Origin of the sequence: Paenibacillus sp. USDA918EY, assembly GCF_009870825.1 — a bacterium.
Classification (GTDB): Bacteria; Bacillota; Bacilli; order Paenibacillales; family Paenibacillaceae; genus Paenibacillus_AQ; species Paenibacillus_AQ albilobatus.
Window position 1 is genome coordinate 97,118 of sequence record NZ_WTWY01000003.1, and the last position, 20,833, is coordinate 117,950.

Sequence of the window (20,833 nt, forward strand, 5' to 3'; positions counted from 1 at the left end):
TGTTATTCCTTCAAGCCCGACGTGGACATCGTTTGAATGATGCTGCTTTGGGTGACGATAAACACCGTGATCGGCACGATCATCATCAGCAGCGTCACGGCCGCCACCGGTCCCGTCCGGACCAAACCGCCGCTTGCGATTTGCCCGAACACATAGTCCACCGTCTTCAGCTGTTCGCTGTAAATATATTTGTGGCTCGTGACCGAACCGTTCGTCCAAAGGCTTTGCAGCGAAAAAATGATCAGCGTGAGCCATGCGGGCCGCACGATCGGCATGACGATCTGCCAATAAATGCGGTATTCGCTCGCCCCGTCGATTTTTCCCGCTTCGAGCAGCGCGTCCGGAATCTGCTCCATGAACTGCTTCATTAAATACAGCCCAAGCGTCATGCCGAACGCCGGCAGCAATATGGCCCAATACGTATTGATCATCCCCAGGTACGAAATGATCATGTAGTTCGGAACCTGGGTCACGTAAGCCGTAAACATCAGCGAAAGCACGACGACGCTGAAGAGGAGCCTTCTGCCCGGAAAACGGATCTTCGCCAGCGGATAGGCCGCCGCCGAAGCCAAAATGACATGCCCCGCCGTACCGACGATCGCGATAAAAAACGTATTAAACACGTATCTTGAAAACGGCACCCAGGAATCGCTGAAAATTCCCGCCAGGTCCGTAAAGTTTTTGAATGTCGGATGGCGCACGAACAATTTGGGCGGAAACGTAAAAATTTCGTCGATCGGCTTAAACGCGTTGCTGATCGTAAACACGAGCGGAAGCGCCATGAAACACGCAACGCCGCCCAGCAGCACGAACAGCAAAATGTCGACGCCCCAGGACCTGTTCAATCGTTTTGGCATTTTCAAAACCATTTTCACGCTTACTCACCCACTTTTCCTAGAAGCTTCTGGGTCATCAGGTTCACGGTCAGCATGATCGTGAACAGGACGGTCGCGATGGCCGAGGCGTACCCCATTTCGAACCGGATCGTGCCGTAATCGACCAAATGGGTGACGATCGTATGCGCGGCATAATCCACGCTCGGGAAGCCGAGCAGATAGATCGAAATTTCCGCGACGGAAAACGCCGAAGCGATCTGAATGACCGCGCCGAACATGAGCTGCGGCCGCATCGCGGGAAGGGTGATGAACCACAGCTCCTGCCAGCGGTTGCGGATGCCGTCGATGCTGCCCGCCTCGTACATCGTCCGGTCGACGTTTTGCAGCCCGGCGATAAAAGCGAGAAAGGAAGTTCCCAAGCTGAGCCACAGCTGCACCAGAATGAGAATCATCAGCACGTACCTCGTGTCCTGCAGCCACTGGATCGGCTCCATGATGAAACCCCATTTCATCAGAAACGAGTTGGCATATCCGTAGGAATCGCCGGCGAACAGCAGCGTCCAGATCAAATAGGTGTTGCCCGAGATGGAAGGCGCGTACAGCACCAGCGTGAGCAGGGCCCGCAGCTTGGGGGGCAGCTCGTTGATCAGCCAGGCGAAAATAAAGCAGGCCATATAGCTGATCGGTCCGGTGATGGCGGCAAACAGGAGCGTGTTTTTCAAAGCGATCAAAAAAATGTCGTCCTGCACGAACAATCTCGCGTAATTTTGCCAACCGATCCACTGCGGCCGCTCCAACAGATTAAAATTGGTGAAGCTCAAAGCAAGGGATAGCAGCACCGGGATGACGGTGAAGGTGCAAAAAATAAGGAAATAAGGCGCCATCAGCACGTAGGCGTGCTTGTTTTTTTTCATTTCCGTCCATACCCGCGCGGCCTTGCTGCGGAGCATGCGCCCCGGCGCGCCCCGGTTAGGTAACTTCGCCCCCGCCATGACGGGACGTTCGGCGATTTGTTGTTTCATGGAAGGTCCCTCGTTTCTATGGTAGGGAGATTAAATTCTTTTCGCTTAAGCGTGATTTCTTCATTCATCGCCCTGACGTAATTGTCCATCGTCTCGCGCGGGTCTTCCCCCTGCACGACGACGCGGCGGAACGCATTGTCGATGTTTCGTCCGGTCAAATAACCGCCGGGAACTTCCGGGATGCCTTGAACCCACTGCATCTGGTCCTGCAGCTTGCGCAAATCCTGCGTCGGCCACGGGAGCTGGGCAAGCGCTTCCGTATTGGCAGTCGGATAACGGGCGGAAGCGCCCATGCGGATTTCCATTTGCCGCCCGTAGGCAATTTGCGTTTCTTTGCTGGTCCACCATTTCATGAACTCCCAGGCGGCGTCTTTATTTGCCGCCCCTTTGAACATGACGGTCGCCGATCCGCTGCTGCCCACCTCGCGGTGAAGCTTGCCGTCCGTGCCGGGCGTTCCCGGTACCGGCGCAAAGGACCACAACCCTTTGATTTCGGGCGCAAACACGCTCAGCTTGTTGTACATCGTGTAATCGACGATCCCGATCGGCATTTCCCCGGTACGGAACCGGTTGGCGAAATCGACCGAAATCGGAATTTTATAATTGACGTAAAAATCCGTCCACTGCTTGAATTCCTTGATGCCGGTTTCGGAATCGAGGTCGACGGCTTTGCCGCCGTCCTTGTAAAACCGTCCCTGGTTTTGGTACAAAAACATCGCAAACGCCGGGTTCGGCGGCATCGTGGCGATATTGGCGTTCGACACCTCGTTGCCCAGGGAATCAAGCGGCTTCTGCGGCAGGCCGAACTGCAGATTATGCTTTTGCAGCACGGGCAGCATCTCGTATACGTCGTCCCATGTTTGCGGCACCTTCAGATGCAGCTCGTCCTCAAGAATATCCTTCCGGTAAAAAAGCATCGGGAACGTTTGCTGCTCCGGCAGCGCATAATACGACCCGTTGTATTCATAAGGCACGAGAGCGCTTGCCTGAAACCGTTCCTTGACTTCCCCGAAGTCCGGAAAAGCCGACAAATCCTGCAGCGCGCTGCGGCTGGCATAATTGACCGGAAGATCGTTTCCGATCTGCAGGGCGATGTCCGGTCCCTTGCCCGCGACGGTCGAAGGCAAAATCACATCCGACGCCACCAGCTTCAGATTGACCTGAATCCCCGTCTGCGGCGTAAATTGATCCTCGACGAGCCGTTTGATCACCTGCGCCTGGTCCCGGGCGGACGTTACCCATACGGAGACGCTGTTTTTGCCGCCCGTATCGCCATCGCTTGAAATGTCGTCGTAGTTTTCATAAAAGGAAGCAAAAAAGGCGTCCACGCCCGCGGTCAGCTTTTTCCAGGTTCCGGCCTGGGCCGCAGGCAGCTTGCTCCCCGGCGAACTGACGATCAAATAGTCGAGCGCAAGCGGCTGCTCGTTCACCGTCAGCATCCATGAGCTGAGCGCGCCGACGTTGGTTTTGAACGTTTCGACGCGGGACGGCACCGTTTCCGGCTTATCCGCCATGTCTTTCAGCTGGTAAGCGACCGTATGGATGATCGAGGTCCGATCGTCGCTTTGGCCTGACGGGCCTTCGATCGCTTTGGCGATCGCTTCCAGCTGCTCGCTGGAGTCGCGGAACACCTTGGTCATCTCCGGAATGCGTTGTTCCAGGTTATAGTCGCGGAACGCATCGGGAACGGTGCCCGTGTAGCTGATGATTTTGCGGTACATCGCGTTTAATTCCAAAATATTCGATTCCACGGAACGCAGGATCGGAGCGATATCCCCGAGGGTAACCTCCATCCGGATCCGGTGTTTTCCCGGGGTCAGATGAAACAGGTACGGCTCGCCGCCGCCGGGGCCGACCACCTTCATCTGCCAGGCGCTGCCGTAAGGGAATGGCACGGTTTGCATTTCCTTGAACGGCAGCTTGCCGTCTATGTAAATCGAACGAAGCACGGAAAGGCCCCGCAGATAGTTTTGCCGATTTTTAATGGCGATCTGGTACAATCCGTCCTGCGGCACGTCGACTTCCCACTCGATCCATTGTCCCGGAAGCCTCCAGCCGTATCCGCCCATGGCGTTGTTGCGCAGCTTCGAAACATGGAACGGTTCCACCGCCGGATTGGACCTGTCGTTGTACGGTAGCAGGCTTGGCGAAGATTTATACAGCGCCTCTTCCGCCTGCACTTTCATAAAAACGCCGGTTGCCGGCTTCAGCCCTTGCCGCTCATATCCGGATGCCGCTTCTTCGTACGATGGCAAACCGGAAGGCGCGGACAGCGTAATTTGGCGGATGACCATCGGTTCTTTGATGGAAGATAGCGACATGCTGTGCTTGCCTGCGGAAAAATAAAACATGAACGGATCTTCGTAAGCGCCGGTGCTGTCCTTCAAAGTCACTTCCTGCCATATATGCTCCTCCACTTGCCCCGGCGTCAGATCGTTGCCGGATTCGTCCCGATCGAACGAAGTTTTTTCGTTTTTCCACACCCGGTTGAACACCAGGCTTTTCGCTTCTGAAAAAGGCACGTCCCCGTCGATGGCCAGCTCCCGTTCGATGTCGGAATCTTTCCCCGGCTCCGTGAACATTTTCAGCCGGATGTTGTACAGCCCGGCCTGCTTCACGTCGAATTCCCATGTCACGCTGCCGGAATCCGCCGTAAGAATCGACTTGCCCTGCTCGCCTTGGTAGTCCTGCAGGACGGAAGCCTGCATCCCGTCAGCCTTGCTGAAGGAGGCCCCTTCGATGACGACGTCTTCCGTTGAGGGCGCCGCTTGCTGATGATTGGACAGGTACGCTTCGTATCCGCCCGCCTTCATGGATTGCTTGATGCCGCTTAGGTCCAGCTTTTCCGGTGTTTGCACGGCCGAGGCCGAAACCTCGCGGGAAGACGGTCCCTGCGCGGCGGTTATGATGCCTGCTGACAGCGCCGCCACCAGCAGAATGGATGCTGTCTTAAATATCGGTCTGTGCATGGGCTCCCCCTTTCTCTTCAGCAATGCCCCTATTTTCTTCTTGCAAAGGAAACAGGGGCATGCGTCTAAGAGTTATTCCGCTGCCGGCGGTTATTTGCTGTCCTGAAGCAGCTTGTTGATGTTGGCTTCGAACTGCGGTTTCACCTTGTCGACTGCGGTAGAAGGAGAGATTTTGCCTGTCGTGATGTCTTTAACGACGTTTTCGAACAGCTTTCCGCCGTCCGGAATGGCGTAATACGAAATATAATCGATGCTCTCTGACATTTGCTTGCGCGTGTCGAGCGATTCCTTGTTCGGATAGGAGCTTTCCCACGACTGCTGAGCCAGCTTCCGGCCCGTATCGTGCAGGCTGATTTCGTCCATGATTTTTGCGGCCACGTCGGCGTGCTTGGAATATTTCGCGACCATGAACATGTTGCCGAACGGCGTGTAGGAAACGTATTTATCCGATTTTGGCCCTTTCGGGAAAAAGACGTAACCAAGCTCCTGGTTTTTCATGTTGTCGAGCAGTCCGCCGAGCTCCCAGCTGAAACCGCCGTACATAACCCCTTTGCCAGCGACAAATTCCTTGCTTGCGTCTTCCGGAACGGGCTGCATGATGGATTTATCCTTGTTGTACAGATCGGACACGAACTGCAAGGCTTCGATCGCGTTTTCGCCGTCCAAGGAGAATTTGATGTTGCCTTCGGCATCCTTGTCGACGGAGCCTTTGTTCGAGTAGACCATCTGTTCCGTGAAATAGTTGGTTTTGCCGTAAGCGCCGGCGATGCCGAAAATATCCGTTTTGCCGTCGCCGTTTGTGTCTTTTGTCGCCTTTTTGGCGAAGTCGCGGAATTTATCCCAGGTCCATTCGCCTTTTTGCTGCAGTTCGTACGGATCTTCGAGACCCAGCTTTTTCACGAGCGTTTTGTTGTAAAACAGGCCGTATGGCGAAGGGGCGGAGTCGGTCATGCCGTATTGCTTGCCTTTGAAGCTGCCGCCTTTTTTCATCCAGTCGATGTATTTCGGATCGTTCAAATCAAGCTTGTCGTCGATCGGCTGGATAAAATCCTTGTTCGCAAGCGTCGGGAAAGCCCAGAACAGTTCAAGCAGCACGATGTCGGCAAACGGCTCGCCCGATAGGGAGGTCGTGGTGAAGTTCTCGACGTATTTGTTGTAATCGCCGAATTTGACGAATTCGATTTTAGTGTTGTATTTCTTTTCCACTTCATCAATGAGTTTGATCTGCTCTTCGTCCGCAGGACCTTTTTCTTTGAGCAGTCGTGGATCGGCATCGTCATACCATACGCCGATTTTGATCGTGTCCCCGCCGAGGTCGATTTTTTTCTCTTCCGCAGCCGGCTCCTGCTTTTCGGGCTCCTTGGCCGTCTCTTGCGCAGGCTCCTGCTGCGCGGCTTTATTGCTCTCATTGGAACCGCTTTCCCCGTTGCCGCCGCCCGAGCAGCCTGCAATCACGAATACAAACAGCATCGCTGCGAGCAGCATGGAGAGTCCTTTCATCTTCTTCACGCGTTCATCCCCCATTTTTTCCGTTTCGGATTAGAATTGTTGAATCGCCAATACAGAAAAGACCAATGAAACCGAAGCAATAAAACCGATCCCCCCTTTTTCAGCTTGCGGAACCCGCAAAAAAAGAATGCGCTTACATGAATTGCACAAAAAAATAAGCGATATGCACATGCATTCTGAAGCCGTAAAAAATCAGAACGAAACTGCGTTATATATCATATTAGATATATCCTTTATACCGCTTACACGAGTTATTATAATCTGCCGCCTAGTTTTTGTAAATAGTGAATATATCTTATATTCCATTTTTATAATATTAATTATATCTAAAAGCAGTTTTTCTTACGATATATGGAAACATGAGTTCCGTAACTTGCGCTTTTTTATATTTACAAAGCGATCCGGACCGCATCCTTCCTCGCCAAAAAGCAAAATTCAGGCCCCGGAAACATTCCGGAGCCTGCGTTATTCGGAAACCATTTTAGTTTTCTGAACTGCTTGTTTTATAAAGGATTGGCGTTCGCGGCTACGGACGTAGACGCCCTTTCGATGAGCCGCACCGGAACGAGCGTCCGCCCGCCGGATTTCTCCCGGTCTTCGATCCGGCCGACGATCCATTCCGCCGCTTTGCGGCCGATTTCGCTGTAGTCTTGGGCGACGGTGGTCAGCGGCACTTCGACCAGGCTCGATATCATATGGTTATCGAACCCGGCGATGGACAGCTGTCCGGGCACGTCGATGCCGAGGCTTATAGCGCTGCGCAGCAGTTCGACGGCCAAATGGTCATGTTCGGCCTGGATTGCCGTTGCTCCAAGCTCCATCACTTGGCCGACGAGCCTCCGGTAAAAGGTATTGCTCTCGTCCTTGTCGGCTTCGCGGTAAAAATCGGTGATGACGAGCTCGGGATCGATCGGGATCCCCTGGTCCCGCAGCGCTTTGCAGTAGCCCTGGTACCGGTCGCGGACCGAGCTGCGGAACTCGATGCTGATGCTGGAAACGAACGCGATCCGTTCATGCCCTAGCCCCAGCAAATGTTCGGCGGTCATATACCCGCCCTTGACGTTATCGGAAACGACGCTCGTTACCGGCAGGCTGTCCGCATACTGGTCGATCATCACGAACGGATAATCGTTCCAATACAGCATGTTCAGCAGATCGTTGTTGCTGTTCGTGCTGATCGGGTACAGGATGATGCCTGCGGAGCCGCTTTTCGGCATCCGAAGCAAAAATTCGCGCTCGCGTTCGCTGCTCCAGTTGCTGTTGTGGATGCTCAAATAATAGCCTTTCGCATCCAGGTAGTCCGTCGCGCCTTTAATGAAATCCAGCTCGCTTGTCGCCATATAAGGCAGAACCATGGAAATGATCGGTGCCGCCGCGGATGCCGCGCCTTCGAACGCGCCCTTCGGCTCCTGCCTTTTCACGTAGCTCCCGCTGCCGCGTTTGCGGTAGATCAGGCCTTCGCGCTCCAGCTCGATCAAAGCTCTCTTGGACGTGATCCGGCTGACGCCGGACAACTCGGCCAGCTCCACTTCGGTCGGAAGCTGCTCGTCTTCTTTATAGTGACCGGATAGGATTTTTTCCTTCAAGTCTTCCATGATGATCAAGTACAGCGGTTTTTGGCTTGACTGCATCCCACTCACTTCCAGTCTGTCCTTTTATTCACATGCTATTGCCTCGGTTGATTATATCAAATTCAGCTTAAATTATGCAAACCATATACCAAATTTGAATCTATGTTTCTATGTAGGCTGCGGCAAAGGCATTGCCGCGTTTATAATGCTTCGAAATAAGGCGGCCCAAGCCGGCAAAATATCGCCGGTGCAGGCCGCCGCAGCATGTCTTATTCGATTCGATCCATCGGATCAAAACCGAAACTCATGGGAACTTCCCGTTCAAGGTTTGCTCACTGCGAATTGAAAACGGTTCAGGAACTCGACCATCCGCGCATAAGCGATTTTTTCGTTCGCTTTTTTCGTGATGCCGTGGCCTTCGTCGTCAAAGACGATATATTCCACGTCGCGCCCTTTAGCCCGCAGCGCCTCCACGATTTGATCCGATTCGGCTTTGACCACGCGCGGGTCGTTGGCCCCTTGAATAATGAGCATCGGATTTACCATTTGGTCGAGGTACGTAATCGGAGAGTCCTTGACGAAACGTTCGCGATCCCGTTCCGGATCGCCCAGCCACTGCTCCATGATCGGCTTCCAATGACCCGGCACCGAACCATGGAACGAAAACAGGTTGCTGACGCCGAAAATGTCGATGGCCGCTTTGAAATATTCCGGATTCCGTCCGGCAAGCAGCAGCGTCATATAACCGCCGTAGCTGCCGCCGACCACAAACAGCCGCTCCGGGCTCGAAATGCCCTGATCGAACAGCCAATCCATCCCCGCCAGGCAATCCTTGCGCGGGCCTTCGCCCCAATCCTGCTCGACCAGCTTCGTGAACGAGCTGCCGTAGCCGGTGCTTCCGCGGAAATTCGGGCAGAAAATGTTGTATCCATGGGCAAGGATGTATTGGAACATCGCGCGGAACTGCTTGCGCTCCGCCGCCTGCGGCCCGCCGTGCGGCCAAAAAACCGTGCAGCCGTTTGCGGTTTCCGCTTTCGCGCGGAACAAAAGCGCTTCGATCTCCATCCCGTCAAATGATTTGTAGGTCACCGTTTCCGGCGCCACAAGATCCTCTTCCGTGAGCCCGGTCAGCACGTTTTTCGTGAGCATCGTCCACCCGCTGCCGTCATAACGGTAGATGTTCAGCGGTTTGACCGCGCCGCGTCCCAACATATACAGGCTGCCGGAAGCCGCGACGGCAATCTGCTCGACAATATCCACCGGAAGCGGAATGGGGGCAAGCTCTCCGGATTTCAGGGAGTATGCGTACAGCCGGTCCTCGACGCCTTTTTCCGTCACGACGTAAACGGTTTGCGCCTCCTTATGCAAGCGTAGCGCACTGATCGATTCCCGATCGATCTCGCACAGCCGTTTAAAGGTCCCTTCCTTGATGTTGTAATGCGCCATGTATGTAAAATCCGAGTCAAAATCCGTGGCAAACACGACGTTGTCGTTGTCCAGGAACTGCACGTTGGCGGACATATGGGGCTGCTCCGGAGAAGGCGTGAGGCAAATCTCTTTGCCGCCTTCAAGCAAAACATAACTTACGTAGTGGGTGTTGGCGTAAATTTTCGTGTAAGCAAACGTCTTCTCATCCGGGCTGACGGCGGAAATCTCGGTGACCGTATCCCGGCCCTCCAAAATCAGCCGATCCTGCTTCGTTTCCAAATCGTAGACGCGGGAATTGAGGAAGTTCGGATTATCTTTGGAGGTCGTGTAATAAAGGCGTTTGCCGTCCTCGGACAAATGCACGAATTCATGCTTATCGTCCGGAGAGACGTTCTCGAAAAGCGGCATCGGTTCGCCGCCGTTCCAGCGAAGGGCGTGCAGCTGGTAATTTTCGTTCCCGTCTCGGTCAAAACCGGTCAATAAATGCCGGCCCTGCGGGTCCAGCTTAATAAAATTGCACATCTGGTCGTTGTAGGTCAGCGGATACGGATACGAAGTTTCCCTGTTCAAATCCATCGCCCACAAATTGAACTTGCCGTTTAATGTGCTGCTGAACACCAGCCGCGATTCATCCTTGCTTACCCCAAACGACCGAATAAGGTACGTCTGGAAAAACTGCTCCACATCAGGCTTCGGAAATGAAATCATGGATAATACAGCTCCTGTCTCCCTGAAAATTGACCTCCGGTCAAACCGGGGCTTGCTTCATATTATAGACCATCCGCGGCCGGTATGACCACTTCAAGAAAGCCGGCGACCATCTTGTTTTCACCCTAAAAAACAGCCTGCCTTCGCCCATCGAAGGGCAAGGCAGGCTGCGTGTTTTGAGCTGCTGCATGCTGCTTTATTCCATTATTCCATCCTGAACATCTCAGGCGTTCCGGGCCATCCGTTCCTTGGCGCCGAGTTGGCTCAGCATATCCGCCGTCATCGCATCGAGGCCGTATTTTGCCCGGAAGCCCCATTCTTCGGCAGCGGCGGTTGCGTCGATGCCGTCCGGCCAGCTCTCGGCGATAGCCTGTCTCTTCGGATCGACGTCGTATTCCAGCACGAAGGACGGCAGCACCTTCCGGATGGAGGCGGCGATCGCCTCCGGATCGACGCTCATCGCCGTCACGTTAAACGCGTTCCGGTGCTTCAGCTTCGAGCCGTCCGCTTCCATCAGCTGCACGATCGCATCCAGCGCATCCGGCATGTACATCATGTCCATGTAGGTGCCTTGACCGATAAACGACGTATACCGCCCTTTGCTGACGGCATCATAATAGATTTCGACCGCATAATCGGTCGTGCCTCCGCCGGGAGGGGTTACGTACGAGATGAGGCCCGGAAACCGCAGTCCCCTCGTATCCAGGCCGTATTTATGAAAATAGTAGTCGCACAGCAATTCGCCCGACACTTTGTTTACGCCGTACATCGTCGTCGGGCGCTGAATGGTGTCCTGCGGCGTATGGCTTTTCGGCGTCGAAGGCCCGAAGGCCCCGATCGAGCTTGGCGTGAAAAACTGGCATCCGAGTTCCCTCGCCACTTCGAGGGCATTGACCAGCCCGCCCATGTTCAGGTTCCAGGCCAGCAGCGGCTTTTCCTCCGCCGTGGCGGAAAGCAGCGCCGCCAGATGAATGATCGTGTCCACCTGATGCCGCTTGGCAATTTCGAGCATCGCTTTGCCGTCGGTCACATCCAACGTCTCAAAAGGGCCGGAGCGCGTGACCTCGTGTCCGGACATCCGGATATCGGTCGCAACGACGCGGTCGGCGCCGTAGATATGTCTCAATTTGGCGACCAATTCGGATCCGATTTGTCCCAGCGCTCCCGTCACCAATATGTTTTTCATCGTTATTCCTCCCTATTGCTTCCCCGCAACCGGAATTCGCATTTTGGACGACTCAAGGTTAAATGATCCCGAGCTCCTTGCCGACTTTTTCGTAAACGCCCAGAACCTGGTCCAGCATCTCCTTGCTGTGGGCGGCCGTAGGCATGTTCCGGATCCGTCCGGTTCCTTTCGGCACCGTCGGGAACACGATCGCTTTGGCGTAAACGCCTTCCTCGTACAACCGTTTGCTGAACTCTTGGGTTTTCACTTCATCCCCGATAATGCAGGGCGTAATCGGCGTTTCGCTGTTTCCGATGTCGAAGCCGAGCTTTTTCAAGCCGTGTTTCAAATAATCCCCGTTCTCCCACAGCTTCTTGATCAGCGTTTTGTCGTTCATCAAAATGTCCACCGACGCGATGCACGCAGCCACGGGCGCAGGCGGCAAAGCTGTCGAAAACAGGAACGGGCGGCTTCTCAGCTTCAGCCATTCGATCAGTTTTTTCGAACCGGCCACGTAACCGCCGACGACGCCGATCGCTTTCGAAAGGGTGCCGATTTGGAAATCGATCCGGTCCGACAAGCCGAAATGCTTCACCGTGCCGGCTCCTTCGCCCAATACTCCGGAACCGTGCGCGTCATCCACGTACGTGATCAGGTCGAATTCTTCGGCGATTTGCACGATCTCCGGCAGCTTCGCGATGTCGCCGTCCATCGAAAACACCCCGTCCGTGATGACCATGATTTTGTTGTACAAGCCGGATTCCTTTGCGGCTTTGGCCTGCGCTCTCAAATCTTCCATGTCCGAGTGCTTGAAGCGGATGATTTTCGCCTTCGACAAGCGGCACCCGTCGATGATGGAAGCATGGTTCAGCTCATCCGACAGGATGGCGTCGTTTTTGTCCATGACCGCGGAAATGGCCGCCATGTTGCAGTTGAAGCCGGACTGGTACGCGATGACCGCTTCCGTATGCTTGAATTCGGCCAGCTTGCGTTCCAGCTCCAGGTGCAATTCCAAAGTGCCGTTGATCGTCCGGACCGCTCCGGCCCCGGCGCCGTACGTTTTTGTCGCCTCGATGGATGCGCTTACCAATCTTTCGTCCGTCGCGAGTCCCAAGTAATTGTTCGAGGACAAGTTGATCAGCGTTTTCCCTCCGATGAGAATGGTCGGTCCGTTGGGTCCTTGAAGCGGGTCGATGACGTTGTACAAACCTTTGCTTTTCAAATCCTCGATGTTTTCCGTTAAAAACCGATCCAGTGAATGACTCGGCATGCGAATCCCTCCCAAATATACATATGTCCTCCAATGGCGGACGTTAATATCATTAAGAATCCTTTATATACAAGCGATTAACTATATTCAATGTAGCACCTTTTTTCTGATTTGTACATCCACCAAGGACATCGTTTCCAAAATATTTTTTGACCCCGTCCGTTGCGCCGGACGCATCCCGCGAGCATATACCAAAAAATCGGTTGCAAAACGTACGGAAAAGGAATAAAGTGAACGTATATGAACGATATGAACATAAATGAACGAAAAGGGAGTGTTTCTTTTGGAAAGAAGATATGCATCGCATCCACGGGAAGTCAAGCAATTTGATACGGCGCGTTTGCGCGGGGAATTCCACATTCCGGTGCTGTTCACTCCGGACCGTCTTGAGCTTGTGCTGACGCACGAAGACCGCATGATTATCGGCGGCGCGTATCCGGTAAACGAATCGGTCCGCCTCGACGTGGATTTGAAGGAGCTTGGAGTCGGTTACTTTTTGGAACGCAGGGAAATCGGCATCATTAATGTCGGCGGCAAAGGCGTCGTCGTCGTCGAAGGCGAGTCTTACGAGCTTGACCACAAGGAATGCCTGTTTGTCGGCATGGGCAACAAGGAAGTCGTTTTCAAAAGCGAAGATGCCGCCAAACCTGCGAAGTTTTACCTGAATTCCGCGCCTGCGCATCAAACCTACCCAACGCAAAAAGCGACGCTCGTCGAGGCGGAATCGGCCGATCTTGGCTCGATCGAAAATTCCAACGAACGGACCATTTACCGTTTCATCCATCAGAGCGGCATTCAAAGCTCCCAGCTGGTAATGGGCATGACGCTCTTGAAAACGGGCAACATGTGGAATACGATGCCGGCCCACGTGCATCCGCGCCGGATGGAGGCGTATATGTATTTCGACCTGCCGGAGGACGCCGTCGTGTTCCATTTGATGGGCGAGCCGAACGAAACGCGCCATATCGTCATGCGGAACGAGCAAGCCGTCATCTCCCCGAGCTGGTCGATCCACAGCGGCGTCGGCACGAGCAATTATACGTTCATTTGGGGCATGGCCGGGGACAACAAAATTTATTCCGATATGGACCCGGTGGACATGAAGGAATTAAAATAGGACTTATAGCAGAATTTTGCAAAATTCGATACCGGCTGCTTCCTGGTCCAAAATATAGACGTACGAAACCGTTTCGCTCTCTATATTGCCGATTGAAGGTCGCTATTTGGAATTTTTGCAATATTCTCGTAAAAACCAAGTTTATCCCTGATTCGAAATGAGGCTTGTTCATGAACCCGATACTGCGGCACGAGAAGATTATGGAAGCGCTGCTGACGAACAAAGAGGTCACGGTGGCGGAGTTAAGCGACATATTGAAGGTGACGGGCAAAACGATCCGCGAGGACCTAACCAGGCTTGAAGAGCAAGGTCTGATCCGCCGCGTTCACGGCGGCGCCGTTTTGGCCCAGGCGGACCAGTTCGGCATCCTGCCGTCCAAAGAGCCGATATCCAAACATTTGGAAATGAAAAAAAGCATCGCGCAGGCCGCCTTAAACCATGTTCGGCAAGGCGATATCATCGCCCTTGACGGCGGCAGCACGACGCTGGAGATCGCCCGCCTTCTGCCCAACCAGCCGTATACGGTCATTACGAATGACGTGTATATCATCAGCGAGCTTTCCAGGAAAGACCATATCCATCTCGTGGTTCCCGGAGGGTACCGGGTGCGTAACATACTCACCGGCCCCGAAGCCGTGGCGTATGTCAAAGAGCTGAACATACAAAAAGCGTTTATTTCCGCGACCGGCGTCCATTTGGAGCATGGCCTGTCCGTCTACACCGGCGAATTGATCGCCTTCAAGCGGGCGCTCGTCGATACCGCCCGCGAAACCATCGCGGTGGCGGATCATCATAAATTCGGGCAAACCGCGCTCCGGACCTTCGCCCGGCTGGAGGAGCTGCACGGCCTGATTACGGACGACGGACTGCCGGAAGCGGTGCTGGCGGAATACCAAAAAGCCGGCGTTCCGATCGAGCTCGCGGAAGACCGCTGAATTACTAGTCTAGTCAAGGAGCGGATGAAAGCATGAATCTGTTTAATTTGGAAGGCAAAACAGCGCTGGTTACCGGAACCTCCGGCGGCCTGGGGCAGGCCATCGCGACCGGTCTCGCCGAAGCCGGCGCGAACGTGGTGTGCGTGGCCCGCGGTTCATCCGAGGCGGCCGTCGAAAAAGCAAAAGCCAGCGGGCGCAAAGCCGCGGCGATCAAAGCCGATTTGAGCGACGCGGCAGGGCTTCAGGCGGTGTTCGACGAAGCTTTGCGGCTAACGGGCAGCATCGACGTTCTCGTCAACAATGCAGGCACCATCCGCCGGACGCCGGCCAAAGACCACAGCGAAAAAGACTGGTTCGACGTCATCGACCTCAACCTGAACTCCGTGTTCCTGCTGTCGCAAATCGCCGGCCGGCATATGATCGCGCGCGGCAGCGGCAAAATCATCAACATTTGCTCCATGCTGTCGTACCAAGGCGGCATCAACGTGCCGGGGTATACGGCAAGCAAACACGGCGTCGCCGGCTTGACCAAAGCGTTTGCCAACGAATGGGCGGCCGGCGGCGTTCAGGTCAACGGCATTGCGCCGGGGTATATGGTCACGGACAATACGGCGCAAATTTTGGCCGACGAAAAACGCAAAGCTTCCATCACCGAACGGATTCCGGCCGGACGCTGGGGTACGCCGGAAGACCTTCAAGGCGCGGCGATTTTCCTCGCTTCCTCCGCGTCGGATTACGTGAACGGGCATGTCCTTTGCGTGGACGGCGGCTGGATGGCAAGATAAAACCGAAACAAGGCGTGCATTCGGGCTTTCCCGACGGCACGCCTTTTGCATTGTCCGCCCCCCTCTTTTATGCTATCGTCATGATCGAATATACAATTCGTTATAAGGAGATCGGATCATGCAAGGATACAACGTCATCATGATATACAATAAAGATATGGACCGGCTGCTCATGTGCAAGCGGCGGAAGGAGCCTTACAAAGGATTAAGCAATCTGGTGGGCGGAAAAATCGAACCTGGCGAACACGGGATGGATGCCGCGTACCGGGAGCTTTTGGAGGAAACCGGGATATCCAAAAAGGATGTGACGCTCCATCACGTCATGGATTTTACATACTACCTGCAGCAATGTTACGTCGAAGTATATGCCGGCAGGCTGAAAAGCAGCGTCATCGCCGCGGGAGACGAAAACGAGCTGTATTGGTCCGACCTCGGCCAAAACTTTTTCGACATGACCTTGTACGCGGGCGAAGGCAATATCGGGCATATGATCGAGCAGGTCAAAATGAGCGGCATTTTGCAGCAGTGAAAGGAATAAGCGGCTCCAAAAAGCTTGATCGTAACTGTTAAAAAACAAATCCGTTTAGAATTTTGATCCAAGATACTTGACTATGACGTTAGGTCATAGCGCATAATTCTCACTATAAAACGACTTGGAGTGAGAGTTATGGATATAAAAACACTGCGTTCAGATCAGATTTACCAAAAAGTTGCCCAAGCTTCGCCCGAAGAAAAACTTGAATTATTCAGAAACGAAATGATGGCCCCCTTTATGAAGCAATGGCAAATTCAACAGATTCCTTTTAAAGCTGAAGAGCCGCATGGGTTTGACGTTATTACGTTTAATAGCATGATGCATCGATCCCCTGATCAGATTACCGAGCAGATTTCGGCAGAGATCGAGCTGATTTCGTCCGAATCCTTTTGGTTAGAGTGTGAGCAGGCTGTGAAGAAAAGCCTACATCTATTTGTAGAGCATGAAATCAACCTCCCCGTATCCGAATATTTGTTTACCATTCAACTAGGGAATCCGGAAAACCGTGCCTTAACCATAAACGAAGGATATAGCGGCTTTGGGGGCATTCCCGGGTTTATCTGGGGTACGCTCTTGCCAAATGAGTACACGATTCCTCGAATGAAGGCTGCGCTGGCGCATGAATGCAACCATAATGTGCGATATCAGTTTATTCAATGGGATCACACCGTTCATTTGGGCGAGCTCATTGTAAGTGAAGGATTAGCCGAAAACTATGCTACGTTCATGTTTGGCGAAAAATTCCTCGGCCCTTGGGTAACGAAAACAAACGCAGACACGCTTAACAAACGCATAAAGCCAGTGCTTAGAGAGCAATTGCAAGTAACCGGGTTTGATCAAATTGCTCCGTATCTTTACGGCGACGAGATCGCAAAACTTCAAAACTTTAAACCGGTCAACATGCCTTATAGCGCTGGATACGCTTGCGGGTATCATTTAATCCGATATTATTTAAGAAAAACAGGAAAAACGATTTTTGAGGCAACAATAACGCCTGCTGCACAAATACTGGACGAAGCAAAAGGATTTTGGGATGAAGAAACCATTATTAACGGTTAAAGATATTGTTCAGATTACAGGCATTACAGGCCGGACCCTGCATTATTACGATAGAATTCATTTATTTAAACCGACGCATCTGACGGAAAAAGGGTATCGCCTATATGATCGAAGCAGCTTGGAAAAACTTCAAACGATTTTGTTCTTAAAGGAATTGGATTTTTCCTTGAAAGAAATTGCGGACATTTTAAGGCTGACTAAGCAAGAACAGAAACAAATATTAAAGAAGCAGAGGCAAACCTTATTATCGAAAAAACAACGACTGGAAACCATCATGGTTGCTCTCGAAGAATACGTTTCGGGAAATGATATCAGTCATTTGCAAATCTTCAACAGTACTTCCGCTTTGCCATTGAAAGAACAATATGCAAATGAGGCGAGATTCGTTTACGGTGAAACAGAGGCGTATCAGGCGTTTAATGAAACGATGGAAAAATGTTCACCGGATGAAAAAGAGGAACGTTTTTCAGCCATGGAGGAAATATTCAAAAAAGTGGCGTCTTGTATCCATCAGAATCCTTCCTCCGATGAAGTTCAGCAATTCATCGAAGAGTGGAAACAAATATTAATGCAATTCATGCCTTGTGACGAAGAGTTACTGGCTTGCATTGCCAATACCTACAAATCCGATGCTCGATTCAAAAGCTACTTTAATCAATATGGTACGGAGGATTTGGCAGATTTTCTTTACCGTGCAATTATGCACAATATCAATCGGTTGAACGTCCCCCCGTTATCCTGATGATCGAAAGGAAAATAATTGTTTCATCACGCCATTAAAGCCGTCGCTCGCTCGGCCGCTTGTTTTGCTAATTACTGCTTCATTTCCACGTGTCGCTTGCTGCAAGAACCTGCGAGGTGACTCCATTCGACGGGTTCTTGCTGCTTCATTAAACAAAACGTATTTTCCTATTTAGCTGCTAATTTTAAAGCTTGCTTCTCGGCTTCCCTATACCCTTTTTGCAATACTTCATTTCTGCCCAAAACAAGGGCAACCGGAAATGCCGATTACCCTTGTTCGATATGAGACTCAAAAGAAGCTAGGCTGATTCCTTGGCCGCGTTCTGCTTTGATCTAGGCAATAATAAAGTAGCCAATACGCAAACGACAGCCAGCCCCAGAAATACAATTTCCTCAGAGGGATACATGTCGGCGATAATCGTCTGTGTAACCGGCAATATCGCTCCCGCGCCGATTCCTTGAATAAGCCGAAAGGCAATCAACTGCTCCATCGTCTGGGCCATCCCGCATAAAGCCGATCCGATCAAAAAAACACGGCCCCGACAGTGAAAATCAGCTTTCTGCCGTACAAATCGGATAGCTTACCGAAAATCAATACAGTAACGGTAGAAGCCAGCAAATAAACCGTAAATACTCCGTTCATCAGCTCGATGCCCTGAAGGGAGCCGACAATTTTGGGCATGGCCGTCGTCACAATCGATGATTCTGCAGCGGCCAGAAACGTGGCGATGAAAATCGAAATCATCACCATGGATCGATTCATTCGGAAACATCTCCTTTATTTGAATTCGCATGAGTAGCGTCCCAAATAAAGGAGGGCATTTATTTATACACAAGGTGATCCCCATCGTTCGCACCTCTATCCCGAATCAAGGTGATGAGCGACCGTCTTCCTAAGCAAGCATTTCGCCGCCGTCCATTCCGACTTTATATACATTTATTTATAAAAATAATCTTTAATGGCCGGGATGTTGTCGACAAAAATATACGAAAAACGATGATATTTAAATAATTGCAACTGCGTGGTGCCTTCTTGACATAAGATTACTATTATTAGTAATATCATGACTAACAAAACCTGGAAATAACTTGGGTAAAAAAACATCTGCCGCTTTAGCCGTACTTTGTTTTCCGACCGAGGAGCCGATGCATGCTTATCGTAGGGGCTGCTTATTAAGGCGAGAAGGAGGGGAAAAGAAATATGAAACAAGTACGAGTTCCATCAGTCTTGCATGATGTTTTTGGCGAAAAACAACCTATTTTGCTCATTCTTGCGATCCTGTTGTTTGGCGGGTTGCTGACTGCTGTGTTGTATTTAATGTATCCCGAGATGACCATTAATTTGCCCGTGTGGCGAAGCACCTTGGCTCTATTGCTCATTTTCGATATTTTCGCAGGCTGTATAGCTAATTTTACGCCTTCAACAAGCAACTTTTATGCGGCAAGGAAAAAGAATCGCATTGTGTTCATTTCCATCCATATTCATATCGTAATCATTTCGGTTTTATTAAACGCAGCGATCGGATATTCAATAGCGGTATGGGCTTATACAATAGCTGGAGCATTTATCGTGAACTCGCTTATCGGAAGGCAGTCCCAACTGTTTGTCGCAAGTTTGCTTCTGTCCATCGGCTTGAGTTGCGTTCCCTTGCTGCCCCATATCCAGCCGTATATGTTGATCATTTGCCAATTATTTACGCTGAAAGTGTTGTTTGGGTTCGCTGTCGATCACTATGGCAAGGCCTAACATAACACCGACGCCCGCCGAATTCGAACAATGGGTGCAAAACCGCAACAATATATCATCTTGATTTTGAAGGGGGAAACCAGATGCCGGATTTTTCAACTTTATTGGCGTATGTTATCGTTGTCGTTTTACTGTTTTTAATTCCAGGACCGGCCGTTCTTCTTACCATTACCCGTACAGTTCAAAATGGGCGCAAAGGAGGCATTATGGCAGGGCTTGGCATCGCAACCGGGGATTTTCTTCACACCTTGTTTGCTACTGTCGGGCTTTCCACTGTACTGATGACCTCGGCTATCGCTTTCAATGTTGTTAAATATGCAGGAGCGGCATACTTACTGTATTTAGGAGTTCGCGAAATGATGAGCAAGCCATCGGAACCGCAACTTCCAAAGGTTAAAACGGCGGGAGCTTTAAAGTCATTCTTTTTGGCAACGGTTGCAGAAGTCCTTAATCCAAAGACGGCTCTGTTTTTTCTGGCCTTTTTGCCTCAATTTGTTCATCCTGAACGAGGTCAAGCCGCCACGCAGTTTTTGATGCTTGGTGTCGTCTTTGTCGTCTTAAGTGCATTGTATACAACCTTGATTGTATTAGGCATTTCTGCGCTTGGAAAAATGGTTAAACGGACGACGTGGATAAGCCGTTTAAGCCGCCTGAGCGGCAAATTCGTCGGAGCAATCTATATCGGACTTGGCCTAAAGGTTGCATTCCAAAGACAGTAATGATGCAATAACGTCAAGATTGAAGGCCGCCCTTTAGTGATATCGTCAAGTAGCCGGTGGAATAAAACAAAATGTCTAAGCCGCCTTAGCTCGAGCTTCCATCGGGCTAAGGCTTTTTTAGTCTGGCATACTTCTCCCATCATTGAGAAAGGCACATCACGTGCGGCAGGATCGAGGGCGACGCAAGGCTGCCCGGATAGACAGAGCGCCTTTGGGGGCGTTCTCTTTTTTACGTAGCTCCTCACCATTTTTTTCATAAAAATATATCATTAAGATATGTTTACTTATTATATTATTTTGATATAATAAAATCGATCAAACGAAAAAGGAGGAAATATAAGATGTTCAAAAGCGGCAATGTGACTGTAATGGTAGCGGATATGAAAAAGGCGGTAAAATTTTACGCGGAAACCTTGGGATTGGAGCTGCAGCACGGTGACGGGCATTTTGCGCAAATCGCGGCACCTGGATTGACGATCGGTCTCCTGCATCTTGCGGGAGAACAAGGTGCCCTTCCGGAAAAATCGGGCAGCATGACCATAGGGTTTGAGGTGGAAGACATGGAGTCAGCCATCGAAACGCTGAAAACCCGCGGCGTTCAATTCCACGATTCCGTGGAAGGCAAGGCGGCTAATGTCGTGCATTTCAACGATCCTGAAGGCAATACCCTTTACTTGGTTTGCAATCGTTAAGCCAAAGGGCGGCATAAAGAAAATG

At 51.7% G+C, this 20,833-nt stretch carries 17 protein-coding genes and 1 pseudogene; 9 read left to right on the forward strand and 9 right to left on the reverse strand.

The genetic code is table 11. The features are described 5' to 3' along the window. Window positions 1-2: 2 nt before the first annotated feature. The 8 genes from GQY55_RS08175 to GQY55_RS08210 form a co-directional block, all read right to left on the reverse strand. Window positions 3-857, reverse strand: coding sequence for a carbohydrate ABC transporter permease (locus GQY55_RS08175; protein WP_236575489.1), 855 nt, complete (start codon window positions 855-857; stop codon window positions 3-5). 20 nt (window positions 858-877) lie between these two features. Further along, window positions 878-1,786, reverse strand: coding sequence for a carbohydrate ABC transporter permease (locus GQY55_RS08180; protein WP_236575520.1), 909 nt, complete (start codon window positions 1,784-1,786; stop codon window positions 878-880). Window positions 1,787-1,854: 68 nt separating this feature from the next. Beyond that, a complete protein-coding gene (locus tag GQY55_RS08185) occupies window positions 1,855-4,827 on the reverse strand; it encodes an extracellular solute-binding protein (RefSeq protein WP_160040022.1) in 2,973 nt (990 codons plus the stop codon). A gap of 90 nt (window positions 4,828-4,917) precedes the next feature. After that, complete coding sequence (locus GQY55_RS08190; protein WP_236575521.1) at window positions 4,918-6,327, reverse strand: ABC transporter substrate-binding protein; 1,410 nt, start codon at window positions 6,325-6,327, stop codon at window positions 4,918-4,920. Window positions 6,328-6,839: 512 nt separating this feature from the next. Then, window positions 6,840-7,967 (reverse strand): GntR family transcriptional regulator, encoded by a 1,128-nt coding sequence (locus GQY55_RS08195; protein ID WP_160040026.1) that lies wholly within the window; start codon window positions 7,965-7,967, stop codon window positions 6,840-6,842. 261 nt (window positions 7,968-8,228) lie between these two features. Next, window positions 8,229-10,043, reverse strand: coding sequence for a S9 family peptidase (locus tag GQY55_RS08200; RefSeq protein ID WP_160040028.1), 1,815 nt, complete (start codon window positions 10,041-10,043; stop codon window positions 8,229-8,231). A 223-nt stretch (window positions 10,044-10,266) separates the two neighbouring features. Then, window positions 10,267-11,229 carry an L-threonine 3-dehydrogenase gene (locus tag GQY55_RS08205; protein ID WP_160040030.1) on the reverse strand — a complete coding sequence of 321 codons (963 nt, stop codon included), beginning with the start codon at window positions 11,227-11,229 and terminating at the stop codon, window positions 10,267-10,269. A 58-nt stretch (window positions 11,230-11,287) separates the two neighbouring features. Further along, complete coding sequence (locus GQY55_RS08210) at window positions 11,288-12,478, reverse strand: glycine C-acetyltransferase (RefSeq protein ID WP_160040032.1); 1,191 nt, start codon at window positions 12,476-12,478, stop codon at window positions 11,288-11,290. Between the two features lie 283 nt (window positions 12,479-12,761). Here GQY55_RS08210 and kduI point away from each other — a divergent pair, with 283 nt between their 5' ends. From kduI to GQY55_RS08240, 6 genes are all read left to right on the forward strand, one after another. Further along, a complete protein-coding gene (gene kduI, locus GQY55_RS08215; protein WP_160040034.1) occupies window positions 12,762-13,595 on the forward strand; it encodes a 5-dehydro-4-deoxy-D-glucuronate isomerase in 834 nt (277 codons plus the stop codon). A gap of 170 nt (window positions 13,596-13,765) precedes the next feature. Next, on the forward strand, window positions 13,766-14,530 hold the full coding sequence (locus GQY55_RS08220) for a DeoR/GlpR family DNA-binding transcription regulator (protein ID WP_160040036.1): 765 nt from the start codon (window positions 13,766-13,768) through the stop codon (window positions 14,528-14,530). Between the two features lie 32 nt (window positions 14,531-14,562). After that, a complete protein-coding gene (gene kduD, locus GQY55_RS08225; RefSeq protein ID WP_160040038.1) occupies window positions 14,563-15,315 on the forward strand; it encodes a 2-dehydro-3-deoxy-D-gluconate 5-dehydrogenase KduD in 753 nt (250 codons plus the stop codon). Between the two features lie 118 nt (window positions 15,316-15,433). Next, on the forward strand, window positions 15,434-15,844 hold the full coding sequence (locus GQY55_RS08230) for an NUDIX hydrolase (RefSeq protein ID WP_160040040.1): 411 nt from the start codon (window positions 15,434-15,436) through the stop codon (window positions 15,842-15,844). A 138-nt stretch (window positions 15,845-15,982) separates the two neighbouring features. Beyond that, window positions 15,983-16,909: a DUF2268 domain-containing protein gene (locus GQY55_RS08235; protein WP_160040042.1), complete on the forward strand. Its 927-nt coding sequence runs from the start codon at window positions 15,983-15,985 to the stop codon at window positions 16,907-16,909. Beyond that, window positions 16,884-17,651, forward strand: coding sequence for a MerR family transcriptional regulator (locus GQY55_RS08240; protein WP_160040044.1), 768 nt, complete (start codon window positions 16,884-16,886; stop codon window positions 17,649-17,651). Before GQY55_RS08235 ends, GQY55_RS08240 begins: the two co-directional genes overlap by 26 nt. Before the next feature lie 388 nt (window positions 17,652-18,039). Here the strand turns inward: GQY55_RS08240 and GQY55_RS08245 are convergent. Next, a pseudogene (locus GQY55_RS08245) lies at window positions 18,040-18,413 on the reverse strand (MFS transporter); the annotation flags it as partial. 438 nt (window positions 18,414-18,851) lie between these two features. Here GQY55_RS08245 and GQY55_RS08250 point away from each other — a divergent pair. From GQY55_RS08250 to GQY55_RS08260, 3 genes are all read left to right on the forward strand, one after another. Further along, window positions 18,852-19,397: a hypothetical protein gene (locus GQY55_RS08250; RefSeq protein ID WP_160040046.1), complete on the forward strand. Its 546-nt coding sequence runs from the start codon at window positions 18,852-18,854 to the stop codon at window positions 19,395-19,397. 83 nt (window positions 19,398-19,480) lie between these two features. Further along, a complete protein-coding gene (locus GQY55_RS08255) occupies window positions 19,481-20,116 on the forward strand; it encodes a LysE family translocator (protein WP_160040048.1) in 636 nt (211 codons plus the stop codon). Window positions 20,117-20,457: 341 nt separating this feature from the next. After that, window positions 20,458-20,808: a VOC family protein gene (locus GQY55_RS08260; RefSeq protein ID WP_160040050.1), complete on the forward strand. Its 351-nt coding sequence runs from the start codon at window positions 20,458-20,460 to the stop codon at window positions 20,806-20,808. Window positions 20,809-20,833: the final 25 nt, after the last annotated feature.